Genomic DNA, 21093 nt, shown 5'->3' with positions numbered 1-21093 from the left:
GGATAAGTGCGCTTACACAGACTGAAAGCACTTATCCACATCCACACTTCTTAAAAGAATTCAAATCAAATACTACAACTTAAATTACGTAAAATGTGTTAAAAGCATCTTTGGCTTTATAGTCCACTAAGTAAAAATTTATTTTTAGTATTTTTCTATTGACTTTTAACACAACTGCTCCTTTGTCACCTTTAGAACCTATCTCTCCTTTCTCACCCATATCACCTTTTATCCCTATGGCTCCGTCTAATCCTTTAGGACCAATATCTCCTTTTGAACCTGGCAACCCATCTGATCCTTTAGAACCAATATCTCCTCTCTCACCTTTTAGACCTTGAGAACCAGGCTCACCTTTCCAACCCCTTGGCCCACTCGTTCCACTTTCACCTCGCACACCTCTATCACCCTTTATACCTTTTGTTCCATCTATACCTGGCTTACCCTGAGAACCAGATTCTCCCTTGTTGCCTTTTGGACCCAAATGGCCTGGTTCACCTTTAGGACCACGTGCTCCAGTGCTACCTACAGAACCTTCTGGACCAGGAAAACCTCGGTCACCCTTATCACCTCTGGAACCTTGTTTACCGTGTAACCCCGGTTCACCGGGTGCACCGGTATAACCTAGTTCGCCCTTTTGTCCTGGAGGACCTTGAGGACCAGGCGCTCCATCGAAGCCTCTATCACCTTTTTGTCCCCTTTCACCTGGCTCACCTTTAGGACCTTGTACACCAGTACGTTCTAATCTGTCTACTCTGCGTTTTAAAAGTTCAATTTCTGTTTCTAAATTTATATGTTCTTGAATATTCACATCAACCTCCAAAAAGTTATCAAAATTTTCTAAGTTATAATAATAAGGATATGGACCTGGTCTATTGTCGTGCTCATACCCAAAAGAATTAGGGTTAAAATTATAAAAATTTTTGCATGTGCTATTTTCATACGATATGCAACCAACATAACTATTGCCTAACTTTTTTACTGCGAAATAGGTATCTTGTGCTTTCAAGCTCTCCATTTCATGAAAAGGGAATAACTGGAATATATTGTCTATACGAGTAAATGCTGAAAGGATATCATTCAATATGCCAACTTTTCCACCAGTTAAATTATATACCTGAGCGCTCCTATATAATTTGTATATATTTCTTGATTCTTTAAACAAATAGTCTCCTATTTTTATTTTGAGTCTTTTATCAGGTGAACTTTTAAGATCTTCCAAAATAAGACTGACATTTTCGCTACTAATTATGTCTTTTGGATCTATTAAAACTTTCCTGTTTTCTAGCAGTTCATAATAAATACTACAGCTTTCACGATTATATGCCTTAACATGTAAACCATTTGTGTAACCATGAGGTATACGATCAATAGTAGCTATGATAGTATTTTTGCCATCATAGTAATAATAATAAGGTTGATCAGAGGTAGTAACTAAAGCGAATTTGTAATCATTTCCTACCCTTTCTAGCTTTAATTGTGGCCATTCAGATAAGTTGTTTAGTATACTTGCCACGTCATGCTTCAAATCCCAAATTTGAAAACTCAGGCCAATATTGTTGTCGATGATAATGTAAGATACACTAGGCAGGCTAAATGTTGTTTTGTTATTTAATCTTATTTGTGCAGGTATCCTACGACCAGTTCTATTATTACAATCGTTTTGTAGGATACCTTCCTTTTCTAGTTTAAAACGCATCTCCACCTCCCTTTGCGATTAGATATAATTAATTTATGGGTATTAATTATTGATTAATAATGATGATAAGTAAATATGATTATGCTTTATACTAATTTAATTATAAATTAATTTGTGAAAGAAAGTTATCCTTTTTAAACTGATTATCAAAAGGCTTTATATCATCCAGTTTCTTACCACTATAGCTCTTTCATCTTATGGATGATATCGTTCTAGTGCTTGATACTGAAGTCTAGTTCTTTCATAACCTCGTTGGAAAGGTTTTCAGTATAGGGATAAATTTTATTAATCTACAGAAAAACCCTTACCCTTAGGATAAAGAAGCTAGTTAAATTTGTCAAGCAATTTTTTCATGACCAACTAGATAAATAGCTACTTCTTCAATTTGATTGAGGTGAAAAATTGATTGCCGTTGCGGTAAATAAGCAGCATTACTGAATCTTTGCCGTCTTTTTTTACTGCTGAATCAATTTGTTTTTGAAAATCATTAGTATTTTTAATATCGATTCCATCTAGTTGGATAATTATATCACCTTTCTTAATAGAACGTAGTGTAGAATTACTACTACTATCTACACTAGTAACTACTACACCCTTTGTGGGTGCATTGTTTTTTAGTTCTTTTGGCAAATTTGAAACGGTTAAACCACTTATATAACTAGATGTTGATTTATTTTCTTCTTGATTATTACCTGAATCATCATTTGTAGATTCCTCGATTGCAACCTTGATATTGACTTCTTTACCTTTTCTAAGTAACTTAACCTGTACTTTCTTTCCGGGCTCAGTTCGTGAAACCATATGAGGTAATTGCGTCATTCTATCAATTTTTTTGCCGTCAAATTCTAATAGTATATCACCTACTTTGATTCCTCCTTTCTCTGCAGGACTGCCCTTTACTACGCTTGCAACTAATGCACCTTTGATATCTTTTAAACTTAAGGATTCAGCAAATTCTTTTGTTATAGGCTGAACTTGCACGCCAAGCCAACCATGTTTTATTTTTTTACCACTTTTTAATGTGTCAATAATTGAAATAGCTAGATTAGATGGTATAGCAAAGCCTATACCCACGTTACCGCCAGACTCAGATGGGGAATAAATAGCAGTATTAATACCTATAACTTTTCCATTTAGATGAAATAGTGGTCCCCCTGAGTTACCTCTATTAATTGCAGCATCAGTTTGAATAAATTCATTCATAGTACCAATACTAATGTCTCTAGATCTTGCAGACACAATTCCTGTACTTACAGAGCCACCCAAACCAAAAGGGTTGCCTATTGCAATAACTGTATCACCAACTCTTGCTTTATCAGAATTACCAAATTCAACAAAAGGAAGATCTTTATCAGAATTAATCTTAAGCACAGCAAGATCAGTTTTTGCATCATAGCCTAAAACTTCTGCTTTGAAATAAGTATTATCGTTTATAGTAACTGTAATATCTTGGGCATTTTTAATAACGTGATAGTTGGTTACTATGGTTCCACTTTTATCTATAATAAATCCAGACCCAAGTAACGTCACTTCTCTATTAATGCTAGGAGCTCTATCGAAAAATTGATCAAAATGCTCGAAAAATTCTCTAAAGTCATCAAAGAAATTATTTCTTGGCGTAAAAGGGATTTTAGTTCTATTGTTATTTTCTTGTTTAATTATTTGTTCACTTGAAATATTTACAACTGCAGGAATAAGTTCTTCCACTATATCAGCAAGCCCTTTATTACAACTACATACAGGATCTGCAACTGTTTTTGCAAACAGATTAGCATATGAAGAAAATGAAATTAAAAAATATGCAAATATAGATAAAATAAATGCTTTACTTTTCATAAACTATTTCCATCCCTTGTTCAAAATATCTAAGAAATTATTATTTGGTGAAAGCACAAATTTAGTATTATCCTTAGCAAATGATTTACTATAAGCTTTCATAGAGCGATAAAAGTTAAAAAACTCTTCATCAACCTTGAATGCCTCATTATAGATTCTAGTTGCTTCAGCATAACCACGGCCTCTTATTTCATGTGATTCTTTTACTGCACTAGAGACAATTCCCCTTTTTAATTTATCAGCTTTTGATCTAATTTCTTGTCCAGCTTGTTCTCCTTCTGCTCTAATTTCTTTTGCTTCCTTTTCCCTTTCAGTTTGCATGCGGCGGAATATTGCAGAACTATTTTCTTCTGGTAGATCTGCTCTCTTAATTCTTACATCTATTATTTCTATGCCAAATTTTCCAGCTTCAGAATAAACTCCACGTTGAATTAATTGCATAACTTCTGATCTCTTTTCATTCAACAAACTAATTAATGAAAATCTTCCTATATTCTCCCTTATGTGAGCTTCTATGACAGGATATAATCTTCTAACTAGCCCTGATTCATTTTTCACAGTTTGATAAAAAGTGATAGGATCTATTATTTTATATTTTGCATAAGCATCTACTATAATACGCTTTTGATCTGCAGTTATCACTTCCCTTGGAGTTTTATCAGGACTTAAATCTAAAATTCTCTTATCAAGAAATTCTACGTTATTTATAAATGGCAATTTAAAATATAAACCACTGTCCCTAACATCTTTTACGACTTTACCGAGTTGTATAACTATTGCTTGTTTTGTTTCTTGAACAACGAAGATTGAATTAGATAAGGCAATCAATAATACAACAAATATAAAAGCAAAAACAATTTTTATATTACTACTCATGGCTATTTTCCTAAATTTGTAAGAGGTAAATAAGAGAACATACCTTTCAGATCGTCTGTTATAACAAACTTATCTACCTTGCTGAAAATATTTTCCATAGTTTCAAGATAAATACGATTCTTAACAAGAGAAGGATTTTGTCTATATTCTTCGTAAAGAGATAAAAAGCGATTTGCATTACCTTTTGCTTCATTTATTATTTCATTCTCGTATGCTTCTGCATCTAATTTTATCTTTATTGCTTCACCTTTTGCACGAGGTATAATATCATTACTGTAAGCGTATGCTTCGTTTATGGTACGCTCCTTATCTGCGCGAGCACTTTGTACATCCCTAAATGAGCTAATCACCTTTTCTGGTGGATCAATTTTTTTCATTTGAACGGATAAAATCTCTATACCCATTTGATATCCATCAAGAATCTGTTGCAATAAAATTCTAGTATCTCTGGAAATTTCAGCCCTGCCTTGACCTTCGAGTGCAAAAGAGATCGTATTCTTACCTATTATTTCTCTCATAGCACTTTCAGCAGCATTTTTAACGCTAAAACCAGGTTTATAATCCCGCACTTTGAATAAATAATCTTTGGCATCCCTGACTCTCCATTGGACCTCAAAGTTAACGTTGACTATGTTCTCATCTCCGGTAAGCATCACTCCTTCACCACGATCTGTATCTCGCCCATAAGAGCTGCTTATCCCAATTTCTTCACGATTTACTTCTTTAACATTTACTTTAAAAACCTTACCAATAGGGTAGGGAAAGTGATAACGCAAACCAGATGTTTCTGTATTGGAATATTTGCCAAAAGTAAGTTCTATACCTTCCTCACTCGGATGGACAATATAGAAACCAGTACAAAGATAAAACAACAAAACAATAAAAATGATGAAATAAGGTTTTTTCCCTCTATTTCTGGTTAAGCCATTAAAAAAGCATCTTATATCAGACACAGCTTTACTTAAAATATCTTCATTACTTGAACCTGACGGTTTCTTTCCAAGATTCCAAGGATTACGCTCATCCATAAAAATTATTAATTGTATAACTAATACGCTGATATTACTTAATCTTATCAAAAAATGCAAAACTATTTTGTTTGCAGATTAATGATCGGAGTAAAGGATGTGATCATACACTTCCTTTTTCTCTATATGATATGGTCAATTCTACAGAATTTCTAGCTTTTTTTGAATTCTTTATTGTCGTTTTTGATAAGTATCTTTAGTTGTATATTAATTATTAACATAAAAGACAATGCCTGGGATTTAGGAAACTTAATTTTAATCAAGTAGCTGCATAATAAATCATTGTCAAGTGATGGAATGACATTATCTAATATGCAAATTACCTGCAAATTGAAATGTTCAAACAATTGTGTATCTGAGTTTTGAGATGACGAAACTAGGGTTGTGTAATCTATACATATTTGTGATAACTTCTCACCTTCGCTCAAATAACTTTTCAATATCGCTTAATTTCATTTCTATATAGGTTGGCCTTCCGTGATTACATTGTCCAGAATAAGGTGTCTTTTCCATTTGCCTCAATAATTCATTCATCTCCTCCAATTTCATCTTTCTGCCTGCTCTTATTGATCCATAACAAGCAATTGTGGCTAGTATTTTATTCACCTTATCCTCTATAGGTAATGTATCTTCTATTTCTGTTAGTCTATCAACTATATCAATGAGCATTCTCTTTGTGTCTACTGCTCCTAAGATTGCAGGAACTTCTTTTACTATGATCTTATTTTCTGATTTAATTTCAATCTCAAAACCCATCTCAAAAAGTTTATCTTTATAAGTTTTAATCATCTCCATTCCAGCTTGATTTTTGATTTCAACCATTTCAGGCAAAAGAAGTTTTTGTCTTTTTATACTTGATTTCTCCTTTAAGCACTCGTATACTAGTCTTTCATGGGCTGCATGCTGATCTACTATAATTAGTTTGTCTCTTACCTCGGCAATAATATAAGTATTGTAGATTTGACAGTGTGCAAACCCAAGTGGATAGTCCCTTATTAGATCGGTTTGTTTCCTTTCCAAAATTGTAGTTTCTGCTCGTGGAGGAGATTTTTGCATACCAGTATAATCAAACGATTTTGAATGTTCTGATAAGCTTTTTATCTCTATATTTGGAGAAGTAAATTCTCTCATTAACTGGTTTTCAAAAGGATCCGACCTTCTTCCATAAAATTCATTTTTAAGACTAGACCTACTAAAAGGATCTGATGATAGATGATTCGTTGTTGTTCCATTCTGGGCCAATACAGTTTCTGCAAGATCTATTCTCTTTGATAGCACTTTTATTAGCCCTCTTCTCACTATTTCATATATTAGCCTCTTGTTCTGAAACCTTACCTCTGATTTATTTGGATGCACATTTACATCAACTTGATCATACGGTATCTCTAAGTGCAGCGCTGCAAAAGGATATCTATTGCTTGGAATAAGGTCGTGATACGCATAACGAATTGCACCAATAAGTAGATTATCTTTAATTGGTCTACCATTAACAAATGTATAGATCTGAGTTGAATTGCTACGATTGACAGTAGGTTTACAGATGTATCCTGTAAGTCTAATGCCATCTTCTTCTTCACTAATTTGCAAAGAGTTTTCATGAAATTCTTCTTCTACTTCGCATAGCCTGCTAAATAATGAGGTCTGCTTAGCATACTTAAGAAGCTTCTTATTATCGGAGATAAGAGTAAACTCAATTCCATAATTGATCATTGCTAAGTTGTTTACAATATCAACAATACTTTGTGTTTCTGCCCTTTCGGTTTTGAGAAATTTTAGTCTATTTGGTGTGGCAAAAAATAAATCTCGTACTTCAATATATGTTCCTATCGATAAAGGATAAGGAACAAGCTCTCCTATTTTTTCTCCCCCCTCATACCTTATAGACCATGCTTGATCTGCTTTGCTTGCCTTAGATGATAATTTTATTCTGCTTACTGCTGCAATTGAAGGCAAAGCTTCTCCTCTAAAGCCAAGATGCTTGATCTCTATCAATTCACTGTCACTCAATTTTGAAGTAGCATGGCGCATAAACGCAAGTTCTAAATCATCCTTTTTTACTCCGCTACCATCATCGATTACAGTAATGAGGTTACGCCCACCACTTTCTATCTTAATTTCTATCTCTGAGCTTCTGGCATCTATTGCATTTTCCACTAATTCCTTTACCACACTTGCAGGCCTTTCTATTACCTCTCCTGCTGCTATACGATTTATGGTTTTTGTATCTAAAAGAACTATTGCCATTATAATGTTGGTTTTTCTTTTACTGCTTTAGTTTGCCCCTCTCTCCATTTTTTTAATCTATCTGCAATTTCACTATTAGAAATCGACAATATAGATGCAGCAGTAATAGCGGCATTGCATGCTCCACTCTCTCCTATAGACATTGTTGCAACTGGAACACCTTTTGGCATCTGCACTATAGATAATAGACTATCGAGCCCATTTAATTGCTTGCTATGCACAGGAATACCGATAACAGGTAAATAAGTAAGCGATGCAGTCATACCAGGTAAATGAGCCGCTCCTCCTGCACCAGCTATAATAACCTTAAAGCCTTTTTCTTGAGCAGACTTAGTAAAATTAAAGAGTCTCTCTGGTGTTCTGTGTGCGGATATTATAAATACATCATGTGAAATTTCCAATTCTTTTAATAGGTTAATAGCATGCACCATAGTGCCATAATCCGACTCGCTTCCCATAATTACAGCAACATCCTTTTTCATTTTTTCTGTATTAGACATGATTTTATTTACTAACCAAATAGTATTTAAGAAGCAACAGATATTTAAATTAAATTACGAATATGATATAGCATTCTTATTAAATAGAAACTTTAAAAATTGAAATGAATCCCTATATTAAAATATAGAGGTATAAATTTCGGATATAAGGGTCTATTCATAATCTTTTTAGAAGCAAAGCGGTGGAAGCAAGAAGACGATTTGTAAGCTAGTATTGAATTTTGCTTATCACAATTGTCTACACTTTTCTATAAGAGTATTAGAGACTTACCTTTTGACAATACGGCAAAGATTTCTACAGTTACATCCTTTTATTTGTTTCTTTGCAATTACTTTTTTATATATGTTTCAAAACACTTTCTTTACTTCCGCTATGTTTTTTACTTCATTTATTAAAATAATCTTGCCATTTTGAAAACATTGTTGATTCACTGAAGCCACTTTTTAGGACCTGTAACACTATGTAAAATATATCCTAAATCTTCTTGATTTTGTTTCTTTCTACAGAACTCTACTCAGTTTTTCTCCTACTCATCTTGCTCTGTTTTCATAATTTACATACTCTATCTCCTGCTTTATTCCTTTCTTGAGATTATGTACAGTCTCTAAAACGAGTTTGTAAAATGATTATTTCTGTATTTTAAACTTTGCAATTTCAACTTATTCTCTTTAATAGTAAGTTTTTTACAAAATAATAGTTTGAAATTACTAGTATTTTGATAAAAATTATAGTCAATTTAAAATTTTGAGTATCAGTATATCATTATAGTTATTGACAAATTATATAGTATTAATATATTGGTATATTAAATATTATGATATAATATTTAATAAAGCTAGTTGGTATGTGAGAGTAAAAATTATGGAAACAATATCATTAAACAATCTGGATAGTGAAGCAATAAAAAAAAAATTGCTGAGCATAATAAGTAAAATTATAGGAAAAAATACTTGGACTCAAGCTTGTGCGGCTGAGAAACTTGGTATTGATCAACCAAAGGTGTCACAAATTAAAAGTGGTAAGACAAGTGGTTTTTCTTTAGAGAGACTGTTAGGTTTTTTGAAAAAGCTTGATCATGAAATAACAATTACAATAACAGAAAATCAATCAGTAAAAGCTAAAGAAGAAAAAGTAGAATGTAGAATTGGATCTCAATAGATCCGAAGTTGACATCTTATTTTTTGTGATATAGTATAAAGTTTATAAAGGTAGTATTTTATGATTGAGTCTATTGTAGAAAAGTGTGTAGAACAGGTACAGAACCGTTTTAAATTGGTTCTGCTAGCAAGTCAAAGAACGCATGATTTGAGTACAGGGGCAAGCGATCCCGTTGAAATGGTTAAGTTTAAAGATCATAAGGATACGATAGTTTCTTTATATGAAATAGCAGAAAAGAAGGTGAATACTCATGAGTTGTTTAACCTTTTGGTGAAAAGGTGCAAGGAGCACATGAAAGGAAACACAGATAATACTTATATTAATAGTCCAAGTAAGCTAGCAAATTTGTTAAATTTTTCTGATCATCAACTTAACACAAGTCTGGATGTAAGTCAAGAAAGCCACGATGATGAAATAGATGATCAAGATAGTGGTGAAGAAGTACCGATTTAGAAATCTGCAGAGGTTATAATAGCTTATAAATGATTAGTATTGCTATCTATGCGCTTTTGTTCTGTATGAGTGTAATGTTATGTTGTATAGTATTTAGGTCAAGTGATGTGTACAATAAGATTTTAGCATTCAATAGTTTATCAACACAAGTAGTTTTACTCATAACAGCAATATCGATTATTCTGAATGATTTTTTTTTAATTGATATAGCATTACTGTATGCTAGCATCAGCTTTATATCAACTATAGCGCTAATGAGATTAATGTTGTTTTGATAATTTATGGTAGCATCCATTCTCATATTTTTAGGTGTTTGTTTAATAGTCATTTCAAGCTTAGGAGTAGTAGTATTTCCTGATTTCTATACTAGACTACATGCTGTAGGTATTACAGATTCTAGTGGCGCAATGTTGTTGTTGATTGGTTTTGCTTGGCAAAATGAATTTTCAATCAATACTATTAAAGTTATATTATTGATTTTTATAATATGGATAGCCAATTCAACTAACAGTTATATTTTAGCGCGTACTTATTATAAAAGTAAAGACTATTAAAGAAGGTTAAGATGCTAGAAATACTGAATCTAATATTACTTTTGCTGTTACTCACGGTTACAGTTTTTATAGTTCTTTCGAAACATTTGGTTGTAAGTGCTGTTCTAATGTGTGTATTTAGTGCACTGATTGCACTTATGTACTTGATTATGAATGCGCCAGATGTTGCAATTACTGAAGCTTCTGTTGGTGCAGGATTGAGCACAGTCTTTACGTTTGCAGCACTCTCTTTGGTAAAGAATTACAAAGCAAATTTATCTCATAGCCCCACAACACTTTTTTTTATGTTATTTTTGACTGCATGTTTATCATACTTTATGATTCAATTACCAGATTTTGGCAGTCATAATGCTCCAGTTCACTTGCACGTTGCTCCTTATTATGTAGAAAATACTGAAAAAGCTATTGGTATTCCTAATATAGTGACAGCTGTTTTAGCAAGCTTTCGTGGCTATGACACATTTGGAGAAACTATAGTAGTTTTTACTGCTGCACTTTGTATAATGTTAATATTAGAAGAGAAAGAAAGTGATTAAAGATCCGGTATTAAGTGCAGTAACATTTTTGATGATACCTTTTATCATTTTTTTTGGTTTATACATACAGTTTCATGGTGACTATACTCCAGGTGGAGGTTTTCAGGCGGGAATAATTATTGCTTCTGGGATAATATTATATTCTATGTTATTTGATATACCTACAACTTTAAAAGCAATACCTTACTCTATTATCAAATTTACTAACGTACTAGGTATTTTAACCTATGGAGGAGCTGGTATTATAACAGTTTTATTTGGCCAAAATTTTTTATCCTATAGTATATTGTCAGCTGATAGTAGAACAGGTCAAAAATTGGGTATTTTCTTAGTGGAGCTGGGTGTATTGCTTACCGTCTCTTCTTCCATGTTAATCATATATATAAATTTTGCTCGCAAGAAAAAACAATGACTCTATATAATTATGTAGGCATTACTATATTAATGGCGCTAGGTTTCTATATCATTGTAAATGATAAAAACTTAATAAAAAAAATGATGGGATTAAGTGTCTTACAAGCATCTGTTTTGTTGTTTTACATATCTTTAGGGTATGTAAAAAGTTCTTTACCTCCTATATTGACTTCAAATTTTCACTTATATACCAATCCTATACCTCACGTCTTAATGCTTACTGCTATAGTGGTTGGAATTGCAACATTTTCAGTTGGATTGTCCATAGTAGTAAGAATGGAGAGATTAGTTGATTAAGAAGAGTGTGAATAAATTGACAGTATCTTAAACTATATGAAGTAGCAAGTAACTATAAATTAAGAATAAAACTATAAGCTTGCTAATTGTAAGTTTATTTGATAAATAAGAAATAAAATTATAAACTGTAAAGGTAATGATGTCAACTATTAATGGTACGGAAGATAGGAAAAAGATCATCAAAGATCTTGTAACCAAAAGTATAAGAAAGGGCGGTTTTATCACTTTTGATGATATAAATGATAAGTTGTCAGATGAAAGTTTTCCACCTGATTTTATAGATGATACTATAGCTTTATTGCAAGACTCTGGAATTAACATACTCGAAAGTAGTGAAGATGAGGAAGAAGCTCCTTCTAATGATGATGGTAATAAGCTTGATGATGATGAGACATCGTTGAATACTACTACAACTTTAGTGCAAAATGATGATCCAGTAAGGATTTATTTACAAGATATGAGCTCTGTAAAGCTTTTGTCACGAGCAGATGAAATTAAGATAGCAAAAAAAATTGAATCTGAAAAGCATAACATGTTACGTGCAATAATTGAAACATCAGTGGCATTCAACATGATCAAAACATGGCGTGATGATTTAAGTGGGGGAACTTTTTTGCTGAGAGAAATGATAAATCTAGATGCAATTTATAACTCTGATTTCAATATGGTAGCCAAAGAAGAAAGTGAAGCTGAAGATGTTAAAGATTATGTTGATGATGAGGAAAAAGGCAACGATGAAAAGGGAAATGAGAGTGAAGATATAAGTTCAGCGAATTTAAACATTTCTGTTCTTGAAATGGAAAGTGATTTATTGCCAAAGGTTATCACAGCATTGGATGAGATCATTACTTTCACAAATGAAGCATTGGTATTGAAAAAAAATTCTAAAGATTTCTCTAATGAGCTAGAAAATTTATATAATCAAATATGGTCTGTAGCATTACAAATTCAGTTTAGTGATGCTGCTATTGCCAGAATTACACAAAAACTTTACGAAATAAATAGACTAATCACGTTTGAAGAAGCTAATCTTATTACTGAGGCTAGAAAGTACGATATTGATAGAGAAAGTTTCTATAATATTTATTGTGCTGTGCTTTTAGAGCACGAATTGAGCGAAATCAGTCTTTTAAAGAAGAATGAAAATCAGTCCCTTTTTACAGGTGAATTAAAAAATAAATTCTTAAGGTTTATAAACGATAACTATGAATATATAGCTAGTGCCTTAAGAAATATTAAGAGTTATGTACAAGGAGATAAAGTACAAGAGTTTAAGGAGCTAATCAAGAGAATACAAAAACACGAACGAGAAGTCTCTGAAGCAAAGCAAGAGATGATAAAGGCTAATTTAAGGCTAGTGGTTTCAATTGCTAAAAAGTATTCAAAAAGAGGACTTGATCTACTTGACTTGATACAAGAAGGCAATATTGGTCTTATGAAGGCTGTAGATAAGTTTGATTACAAACGTGGATATAAATTTTCGACTTATGGTACTTGGTGGGTAAAACAATCAATAACTAGGGCAATACCTGAACAGTCTAAAGTAGTTAGAATACCAGTTCATATGGTGGAAATTATCAGTAAAATCAATAAAGCATTAAGAAAGATGACTCATGGAATGGGTAGAGAGCCAACATTAGAGGAATTAAGTATAGAATTGGCAATGCCGATAGAAAGAATACGTAAAGTTATGAAAATAGCAAGAGATCCAGTAAGTCTTGAAGCTCCAACAGGAAAGGATGATAGTAGTACCTTCGGTGATTGTATAGAAGATAAGCGAGTTTCTAAACCAGAGGATGCTGCAATACTTGCCGACTTGCGTGGCATTACGACCAATGTTCTTGCAACTTTAACACCAAAAGAAGAAAGAATTCTAAGGATGCGCTTTGGCCTTGGTAAAGATGGAAAAGAGCATACCTTAGAAGAAGTAGGAAAAATTTTTAATGTTACACGTGAAAGAATTAGGCAAATAGAGGCAAAAGCACTACGTAAGTTGAAACATCCAAGCCGTGCTAAAAAACTTAGAGGTTTCTTTTAAGGCAGAAGGGCTGCTCAAAAAATAGGTAAAATTCAGCCAAAGTGGGAACGTTCAAAAAAGTGTGTCAAACCGAAAAAAAAGTAATAAATTGATATAAAAAATGGAGGTTTGATATGGGTCAAGCAAATAGAACTACTGGTTTGGTAGATTATAAAGAATTAGAAACAAATATCCTGTCATCTATACGAGAAGGAAGACCATTGACAGGAAGAGATGGAGCATTAACACCGTTTATAAAAAGGTTGCTAGAGGCAAGTCTGGAAGGTGAAATAGAAAGCCACATGTCAGCTAAAAGTGAAGAAAATAACCGAAGAAATGGAAGGAATGCAAAAACTTTACGTACAAGTTCAGGCTCATTTGAACTATTAACACCAAGAGACAGAGAAGGAAGCTTTGAACCGCAAATAGTCAAAAAAAGGCAAACAAGCCTACATCCAGAACTTGAAGCAAAGGTCTTAAGCACATATGCCAGTGGCATGGGATACAGAGATATAGCTTCACATGTTGAGGAAATATATGACCACAAAATATCAGCAGCAGAGATATCCAGTATTACTGATAAACTGCTACCAGTAATCAATGAATGGCGCAGCCGCCCACTGCAATCAGTGTATCCAATAGTGTTTATGGATGGCATGTTCTTTAAGGTCAAGGAGGACGGACATTGTATAAGTAAATGCATGTATAAGGGAACGTTCAAAAAAGTGTGTCAAGCCGCATTTTTAGTTCAACTCAATTTTCAATCTATCTGGAAAGAAAATATCAAGTTGAGACATAGTTAAAGCCCAATTAGGGAGAGCCATAATCCACTTTTGCTCTACCTTTTTTATAGCACAATATACCTGTTTGTACAAGGCATTTGTACTAGTAAATGAACCCTTAGTTTTAGTAAATTTCCTGATTTGTCTATGCAACCCCTCAATTGGATTGGTGGTGTAAATCAGCTTCCTAACTTGCCCAGAATACTTAAAATAACTGGATAAGTTTTCCCAATTGTTCTGCCAGGATTTTATAACTAAAGGATACTTCTCTCCCCATTTTTCTTCCAGCTCAAGCAGATAATTCTCAGCGATCTCTTTACTTGAAGCACGATATATTTTTTTCAAATCATTCATGAAAACTTTTACATCTTTGCTAGATACATATTTCAGTGAATTCCTTATCTGATGCACTATACATAGCTGTACTTCTGCCTTAGGAAACACACTATTTATAGCCGCAGGAAAGCTTTTTAGCCCATCAATGCAGGCAATTAGAATATCTTCTACTCCTCGCTCTTTTAGGTCATTTAGAACTCCCAACCAGAAGTTAGCTCCTTCACTTTCAGCCAAATAAAAACCTAATACTTCTTTTCTGCCATTTTGATTTATGCCCAATATATTATACATGCATTTACTTATACAATGTCCGTCCTCCTTGACCTTAAAGAACATGCCATCCATAAACACTATTGGATACACTGATTGCAGTGGGCGGCTGCGCCATTCATTGATTACTGGTAGCAGTTTATCAGTAATACTGGATATCTCTGCTGCTGATATTTTGTGGTCATATATTTCCTCAACATGTGAAGCTATATCTCTGTATCCCATGCCACTGGCATATGTGCTTAAGACCTTTGCTTCAAGTTCTGGATGTAGGCTTGTTTGCCTTTTTTTGACTATTTGCGGTTCAAAGCTTCCTTCTCTGTCTCTTGGTGTTAATAGTTCAAATGAGCCTGAACTTGTACGTAAAGTTTTTGCATTCCTTCCATTTCTTCGGTTATTTTCTTCACTTTTAGCTGACATGTGGCTTTCTATTTCACCTTCCAGACTTGCCTCTAGCAACCTTTTTATAAACGGTGTTAATGCTCCATCTCTTCCTGTCAATGGTCTTCCTTCTCGTATAGATGACAGGATATTTGTTTCTAATTCTTTATAATCTACCAAACCAGTAGTTCTATTTGCTTGACCCATATCAAACCTCCATTTTTTATATCAATTTATTACTTTTTTTTCGGTTTGACACACTTTTTTGAACGTTCCCATGTATAATATATTGGGCATAAATCAAAATGGCAGAAAAGAAGTATTAGGTTTTTATTTGGCTGAAAGTGAAGGAGCTAACTTCTGGTTGGGAGTTCTAAATGACCTAAAAGAGCGAGGAGTAGAAGATATTCTAATTGCCTGCATTGATGGGCTAAAAAGCTTTCCTGCGGCTATAAATAGTGTGTTTCCTAAGGCAGAAGTACAGCTATGTATAGTGCATCAGATAAGGAATTCACTGAAATATGTATCTAGCAAAGATGTAAAAGTTTTCATGAATGATTTGAAAAAAATATATCGTGCTTCAAGTAAAGAGATCGCTGAGAATTATCTGCTTGAGCTGGAAGAAAAATGGGGAGAGAAGTATCCTTTAGTTATAAAATCCTGGCAGAACAATTGGGAAAACTTATCCAGTTATTTTAAGTATTCTGGGCAAGTTAGGAAGCTGATTTACACCACCAATCCAATTGAGGGGTTGCATAGACAAATCAGGAAATTTACTAAAACTAAGGGTTCATTTACTAGTACAAATGCCTTGTACAAACAGGTATATTGTGCTATAAAAAAGGTAGAGCAAAAGTGGATTATGGCTCTCCCTAATTGGGCTTTAACTATGTCTCAACTTGATATTTTCTTTCCAGATAGATTGAAAATTGAGTTGAACTAAAAATGCGGCTTGACACACTTTTTTGAACGTTCCCGCCAAAGTTTTATAATTTTACCCTATTTTTCTTTTTTTATAGGCTTCATAGAGCAGTATGATTAGATATTGAATGTTGTGGCAAATAAAAAGAATAACTCTAATTAAAAGTGTAAAAATTTTTGTGTTCTGGGTGATAGTTTATCTGATAATGGTGTAATTATTGAAATTTTAATAACTTATCCTTTGTAAGAAACGTGAAACTTAATGCCCCTTTTTATTAAGGAGGATTTTTAGCAATGGCCTTACTGTTGTTGAATATGTAGCAAAGTATTTAGGTTTAGAAGAATTTAAGTCATCATGGAGATGCTCATTTTTTGATCGATACTATGAACAGTAAGGTCATAACTATGCGATTTTATATGCAACAGCATCTGAAATTCTTAACCCTATTTTTTCTTATTTCCTCAATAAATTTCGTTTAGTTAATCAGCTAAACGCAGTAATTAAACATCATCCAGACGTAGGTAAAGGAGATTTTATTTTTCATTATAATCGAGGAAATAATATTATGGGTGCCACTGCTTATAACAATGTTAAAGCAGAAAAAGTATTGAAATAAAGCGGTTAGTGAAATATGTAATGCATTTGGTTCTAAATGAATATGGTGTAAAGCATGTGATTGTTGCAAATGTGACTGAGGTTGGTTTGATACTAGCTTTAATAAAGACGAAAAGCAAGAGAGCTGGCTGCAAAGCTTACACAGAGTTTCAATACAAAATTAGCTAATGATTTAGATTATATGAAGAAAGGTGCAGATCTTGAAATAAAAGCATTCGATCTTAATTCTAAAATGAAAAGTATGCTTGGTAAATATAAGAGCAAAGGGTTAAATGATCGAGATGCATACCTATCAAACATTGTAGACCAGTTTGGGGGAGGGTGATTTGGAAAAAGTATAAAGATACTCTTGTTGATATTTAAAGGAAGGCTTGATACTTACTATAATTCTGGATGCAGCACAGAAATACTAAAGGATTATTTCTTTTTTGATTATTTTTATCCAACTGCAGAACCTTATTGTGAAGTTGGTAATGAAATGTATGAGTTGATAAAAAATTAGATTTCTTTTAAACATCTTTATGGTTTGTAGTAACTATCTGCGTAGCTGAATGGTAAAGGGAGGGGGGTAAACAAAGTAATCTAAAATATAGAGAAAATACAACGGTGCTTGATACATAGCTATTGCGATTTTATCCTCTTTTTGTCATTTTAGTGCTAGAATGACATTCTGCTAGTGAAGTTTATTCTTTGATATATTAACTATAAATATAGAGAAGTCTTACTAAATAAAAGGGTAAAAGGAACCTCTGAGTAGTGAAATTTTGACTCTATATTACTGTAAGTGGTGCTGTAATAATGTTCTAACAAGCGCGACTTGGCTGAGTATAGAAAAAATTTAAAAAACCGCTATAATTTTACGTAATCTACCAATAAACACCTAAGTTTTTACTGGATTTTGTGATTGATCCTACAGTCAAAAACAAATTTTGAGTCATAAATACTTTTAGTGCCATAATAAAATAGGGAGGTTTGTCAAGTAAAGTTCTTTATTTCATCAGATGCGCTGCCAAATTGTTATGCAAGCAAGTTTTTTAGTTTTCGTATATCCGAAGTAATTCTTGTGCATTGGCCTTGATTAGAGTCGGACATTCTCTATCATTTAATAATGAATGCAATATTTCAATTGCACCTTTAATGTCGTTACTGTGTATCTTTACTATAGCGATAGCTTCTTGGCTTGAATAAGGGTACACTGCATTTGATTCTAAATTACTAATTTTATCTCTATTTGTTTTTTCACCGCTGTAGTGAAGTAAGCTCATTACTTCTAAGTATTGTGCTAACTCACGCAAAACATCAGGAGCATCTTTATCGTCTGCCAAATCATTATAAATAATAGATGCTGTGTCTGTTGGCATTGAATCTGAGATATGATTGAATGCGCGTTCAAAATTTGCTAAATACTCCCAATTTGAATCTATTTCTTCTAGCAGTGACTTATTATCTTTTTTTAAGAATAATACTTCGTAAAATTTGTCACCTGCAGTTATAGATTGTTTTGTGTTATCAATGTTGCGCAATAAGTATAATGTGATGCCAACTAACATTGGCGCGAGTGCAAGCAGAAAGATGTATTTTTTCATGGTAATATTCCAAATAGTTATATATTTATACATTAATGCTTTTGATTTGCAAAAACATATTGACATAGTGATTATATCACATAATAATATTCTTAGAGTTGTTTGAATAGTTGGAGATTAAAATATTTCTAAAGTAGAAATAAAGACAGCAGTATCAAGCTAAATTATTTTTTGTCGGATTTATCCGATGTACCCTCAACCTTTTATAGGTTGAAGTCTAAATTTGAGAGTTTGATCCTGGCTCAGAATGAACGCTGGCGGCAGGCCTAACACATGCAAGTCGAACGGAGTTATATTGTAGCTTGCTATGGTATAACTTAGTGGCAGACGGGTGAGTAATGTATAGGAATCTACCTAGTAGTACGGAATAATTGTTGGAAACGGCAACTAATACCGTATACGCCCTAGGGGGGAAAAATTTATTGCTATTAGATGAGCCTATATTAGATTAGCTAGTTGGTGGAGTAATAGCCTACCAAGGCAATGATCTATAGCTGATCTGAGAGGATGATCAGCCACACTGGAACTGAGATACGGTCCAGACTCCTACGGGAGGCAGCAGTGGGGAATATTGGACAATGGGCGAAAGCCTGATCCAGCCATGCCGCATGAGTGAAGAAGGCCTTTGGGTTGTAAAGCTCTTTTAGTGAGGAAGATAATGACGGTACTCACAGAAGAAGTCCTGGCTAACTCCGTGCCAGCAGCCGCGGTAATACGGAGAGGGCTAGCGTTATTCGGAATTATTGGGCGTAAAGGGCGCGTAGGCTGGTTAATAAGTTAAAAGTGAAATCCCGAGGCTTAACCTTGGAATTGCTTTTAAAACTATTAATCTAGAGATTGAAAGAGGATAGAGGAATTCCTGATGTAGAGGTAAAATTCGTAAATATTAGGAGGAACACCAGTGGCGAAGGCGTCTATCTGGTTCAAATCTGACGCTGAAGCGCGAAGGCGTGGGGAGCAAACAGGATTAGATACCCTGGTAGTCCACGCTGTAAACGATGAATGTTAAATATGGGAAGCTTACTTTCTGTATTACAGCTAACGCGTTAAACATTCCGCCTGGGGACTACGGTCGCAAGATTAAAACTCAAAGGAATTGACGGGGACCCGCACAAGCGGTGGAGCATGTGGTTTAATTCGATGCAACGCGAAGAACCTTACCACTCCTTGACATGGAAATCATACCTATTCGAAGGGATAGGGTCGGTTCGGCCGGATTTCACACAGGTGTTGCATGGCTGTCGTCAGCTCGTGTCGTGAGATGTTGGGTTAAGTCCCGCAACGAGCGCAACCCTCATCCTTAGTTACCATCAGATAATGCTGGGGACTTTAAGGAAACTGCTAGTGATAAACTGGAGGAAGGTGGGGATGATGTCAAGTCATCATGGCCCTTATGGAGTGGGCTACACACGTGCTACAATGGTGGCTACAATGGGCTGCAAAGTCGCGAGACTAAGCCAATCCCTTAAAAGCCATCTCAGTTCGGATTGTACTCTGCAACTCGAGTACATGAAGTTGGAATCGCTAGTAATCGTGGATCAGCATGCCACGGTGAATACGTTCTCGGGTCTTGTACACACTGCCCGTCACGCCATGGGAATTGGTTTCACTCGAAGCTAATGGCCTAACCGCAAGGAAGGAGTTATTTAAAGTGGGATCAGTGACTGGGGTGAAGTCGTAACAAGGTAGCAGTAGGGGAATCTGCAGCTGGATTACCTCCTTAGGCTTTGTACGTAATTCACCATTTCAAATAATAGTGTCATTATGTACTATACTGCTGTCTTTACTTCTACTTTATTTTTTAATTTCTCGATAACGAAATTTTATGAGTAATAGGCCTCTTTCCCCATATTTACAAATATATAAAGTACAAGTTACTAGTTTTTTTTCTATTATGCATAGATTGACTGGTATCTTGCTATTTCTTTTATTAATCATACTTTCTTGGTATTTTATATTATATGTTTACTCCCCTAAGTTAATTATAGTAAGGTGCTTAAATGCATTATTGTTCACTCCTGTTGCTAAATTAGCTTATATCTTATGCTTTGTAAGCTTTATGTATCATTTTCTTAATGGTATTCGTCATTTATTGTGGGATGCTGGGCTTAATTTAGAAATTGCTAGTGTTTTAAAAAGTGCTATGTTACTAACAATAATGCTATTTCTTTCTACTATGGCTTTTTTATTTATATTTATATGAGTCAATCTGTAAATTCAGTACATCATTGGTGGATCCAGCGTGTTTCTGCGGTGATTTTGTTATTTTTATTTCCTTGGTTTATTTACTCATTTTCTTGCACATTTTATGTTGATAGCCCTTTATCTTTTAATGAAAAATTATTTCAGGCTATTAATCATCCACTAGAGCTTTTGTTTTTTGTTATACTGGTGTTTTGCATTTTTTGGCATGCAGTTCTTGGAATGCAGGTAGTGTGTGAAGATTATATAGACAGCGTATCTCTAAGGATTTTTACAATTACATGCATGAAATACTTATCAAGCATTACTTATATAGTCCTTGCTTTTACGACTTTTTTCTTTTATAGGCATATTTTCTTGTAAAGTTGCCAGTTCTATGTTAATATATT

The 21093-nt window shown here is 33.8% G+C and carries 19 protein-coding genes, 1 rRNA gene and 2 pseudogenes; 14 read left to right on the top strand and 8 right to left on the bottom strand.

Going from position 1 to position 21093, the window contains the following annotated elements; all coding sequences use genetic code 11:
• Nucleotides 1-79 precede the first annotated feature (79 nt).
• The 6 genes from OOT12_RS06265 to purE form a co-directional block, all read right to left on the bottom strand.
• The gene (locus OOT12_RS06265) at nt 80-1696 is read right to left on the bottom strand and encodes a collagen-like protein (protein WP_264685260.1); all 1617 of its coding nucleotides are present in this window, start codon (nt 1694-1696) and stop codon (nt 80-82) included.
• A gap of 372 nt (nt 1697-2068) precedes the next feature.
• Nucleotides 2069-3532 carry a DegQ family serine endoprotease gene (locus OOT12_RS06260; protein WP_264685259.1) on the bottom strand — a complete coding sequence of 488 codons (1464 nt, stop codon included), beginning with the start codon at nt 3530-3532 and terminating at the stop codon, nt 2069-2071.
• Nucleotides 3533-3535: 3 nt separating this feature from the next.
• Complete coding sequence (gene hflC, locus OOT12_RS06255) at nt 3536-4408, bottom strand: protease modulator HflC (protein ID WP_264374549.1); 873 nt, start codon at nt 4406-4408, stop codon at nt 3536-3538.
• A gap of 2 nt (nt 4409-4410) precedes the next feature.
• Entirely contained in the window at nt 4411-5436 is a 1026-nt protein-coding gene (hflK, locus tag OOT12_RS06250) for an FtsH protease activity modulator HflK (RefSeq protein WP_007302431.1), read from the bottom strand.
• Between the two features lie 414 nt (nt 5437-5850).
• Entirely contained in the window at nt 5851-7680 is a 1830-nt protein-coding gene (mutL, locus tag OOT12_RS06245; RefSeq protein ID WP_264376518.1) for a DNA mismatch repair endonuclease MutL, read from the bottom strand.
• Nucleotides 7680-8180, bottom strand: coding sequence for a 5-(carboxyamino)imidazole ribonucleotide mutase (gene purE, locus OOT12_RS06240; protein WP_007302433.1), 501 nt, complete (start codon nt 8178-8180; stop codon nt 7680-7682). The genes mutL and purE overlap by 1 nt, the downstream gene beginning before the upstream one ends.
• An 862-nt stretch (nt 8181-9042) precedes the next feature.
• Here purE and OOT12_RS06235 point away from each other — a divergent pair.
• The 9 genes and pseudogenes from OOT12_RS06235 to OOT12_RS06195 all read left to right on the top strand — a co-directional run.
• Entirely contained in the window at nt 9043-9339 is a 297-nt protein-coding gene (locus tag OOT12_RS06235) for a helix-turn-helix domain-containing protein (RefSeq protein ID WP_064085421.1), read from the top strand.
• A 60-nt stretch (nt 9340-9399) separates the two neighbouring features.
• Entirely contained in the window at nt 9400-9792 is a 393-nt protein-coding gene (gene rpoZ, locus OOT12_RS06230; RefSeq protein ID WP_264374551.1) for a DNA-directed RNA polymerase subunit omega, read from the top strand.
• A gap of 29 nt (nt 9793-9821) precedes the next feature.
• Nucleotides 9822-10067 (top strand): monovalent cation/H+ antiporter complex subunit F, encoded by a 246-nt coding sequence (locus OOT12_RS06225; protein ID WP_319606842.1) that lies wholly within the window; start codon nt 9822-9824, stop codon nt 10065-10067.
• Between the two features lie 6 nt (nt 10068-10073).
• Nucleotides 10074-10346 (top strand): monovalent cation/H(+) antiporter subunit G, encoded by a 273-nt coding sequence (locus tag OOT12_RS06220; protein ID WP_264374553.1) that lies wholly within the window; start codon nt 10074-10076, stop codon nt 10344-10346.
• A gap of 11 nt (nt 10347-10357) precedes the next feature.
• A complete protein-coding gene (locus OOT12_RS06215) occupies nt 10358-10882 on the top strand; it encodes a DUF4040 domain-containing protein (protein WP_213863894.1) in 525 nt (174 codons plus the stop codon).
• Complete coding sequence (locus tag OOT12_RS06210; protein WP_007302439.1) at nt 10875-11294, top strand: Na(+)/H(+) antiporter subunit B; 420 nt, start codon at nt 10875-10877, stop codon at nt 11292-11294. The genes OOT12_RS06215 and OOT12_RS06210 overlap by 8 nt, the downstream gene beginning before the upstream one ends.
• Complete coding sequence (locus tag OOT12_RS06205) at nt 11291-11593, top strand: cation:proton antiporter subunit C (protein WP_264374554.1); 303 nt, start codon at nt 11291-11293, stop codon at nt 11591-11593. The genes OOT12_RS06210 and OOT12_RS06205 overlap by 4 nt, the downstream gene beginning before the upstream one ends.
• Nucleotides 11594-11732: 139 nt before the next feature.
• A complete protein-coding gene (gene rpoD, locus OOT12_RS06200) occupies nt 11733-13631 on the top strand; it encodes an RNA polymerase sigma factor RpoD (protein ID WP_264374803.1) in 1899 nt (632 codons plus the stop codon).
• 113 nt (nt 13632-13744) lie between these two features.
• A pseudogene (locus OOT12_RS06195) lies at nt 13745-14317 on the top strand (transposase); the annotation flags it as partial.
• Between the two features lie 36 nt (nt 14318-14353).
• Here the strand turns inward: OOT12_RS06195 and OOT12_RS06190 are convergent.
• On the bottom strand, nt 14354-15586 hold the full coding sequence (locus OOT12_RS06190) for an IS256 family transposase (RefSeq protein ID WP_096097236.1): 1233 nt from the start codon (nt 15584-15586) through the stop codon (nt 14354-14356).
• 70 nt (nt 15587-15656) lie between these two features.
• Between OOT12_RS06190 and OOT12_RS06185 the strand changes: the two are divergent.
• Both OOT12_RS06185 and OOT12_RS06180 read left to right on the top strand, forming a co-directional pair.
• Nucleotides 15657-16322: pseudogene (locus tag OOT12_RS06185) on the top strand (IS256 family transposase); the annotation flags it as partial.
• Between the two features lie 775 nt (nt 16323-17097).
• Entirely contained in the window at nt 17098-17241 is a 144-nt protein-coding gene (locus tag OOT12_RS06180) for a hypothetical protein (RefSeq protein ID WP_029237693.1), read from the top strand.
• A gap of 709 nt (nt 17242-17950) precedes the next feature.
• Here the strand turns inward: OOT12_RS06180 and OOT12_RS06175 are convergent.
• Nucleotides 17951-18568 carry a hypothetical protein gene (locus OOT12_RS06175; RefSeq protein WP_264374555.1) on the bottom strand — a complete coding sequence of 206 codons (618 nt, stop codon included), beginning with the start codon at nt 18566-18568 and terminating at the stop codon, nt 17951-17953.
• 153 nt (nt 18569-18721) lie between these two features.
• Here OOT12_RS06175 and OOT12_RS06170 point away from each other — a divergent pair.
• The 3 genes from OOT12_RS06170 (at nt 18722) to sdhD (ending at nt 21067) form a co-directional block, all read left to right on the top strand.
• Nucleotides 18722-20225: ribosomal RNA gene (locus OOT12_RS06170) — 16S ribosomal RNA — on the top strand.
• Nucleotides 20226-20327: 102 nt separating this feature from the next.
• Nucleotides 20328-20705 carry a succinate dehydrogenase, cytochrome b556 subunit gene (gene sdhC, locus OOT12_RS06165; protein WP_015588184.1) on the top strand — a complete coding sequence of 126 codons (378 nt, stop codon included), beginning with the start codon at nt 20328-20330 and terminating at the stop codon, nt 20703-20705.
• On the top strand, nt 20702-21067 hold the full coding sequence (sdhD, locus tag OOT12_RS06160) for a succinate dehydrogenase, hydrophobic membrane anchor protein (RefSeq protein WP_264374556.1): 366 nt from the start codon (nt 20702-20704) through the stop codon (nt 21065-21067). Before sdhC ends, sdhD begins: the two co-directional genes overlap by 4 nt.
• Nucleotides 21068-21093: the final 26 nt, after the last annotated feature.

The sequence above is a fragment of the Wolbachia endosymbiont (group B) of Parapoynx stratiotata genome (assembly GCF_947250635.1).
In the GTDB taxonomy this organism is placed as follows: Bacteria; Pseudomonadota; Alphaproteobacteria; order Rickettsiales; family Anaplasmataceae; genus Wolbachia.
The sequence above is the reverse complement of the archived record's forward strand: the minus strand, read 5'-3'. Positions and strand labels throughout refer to the sequence as shown.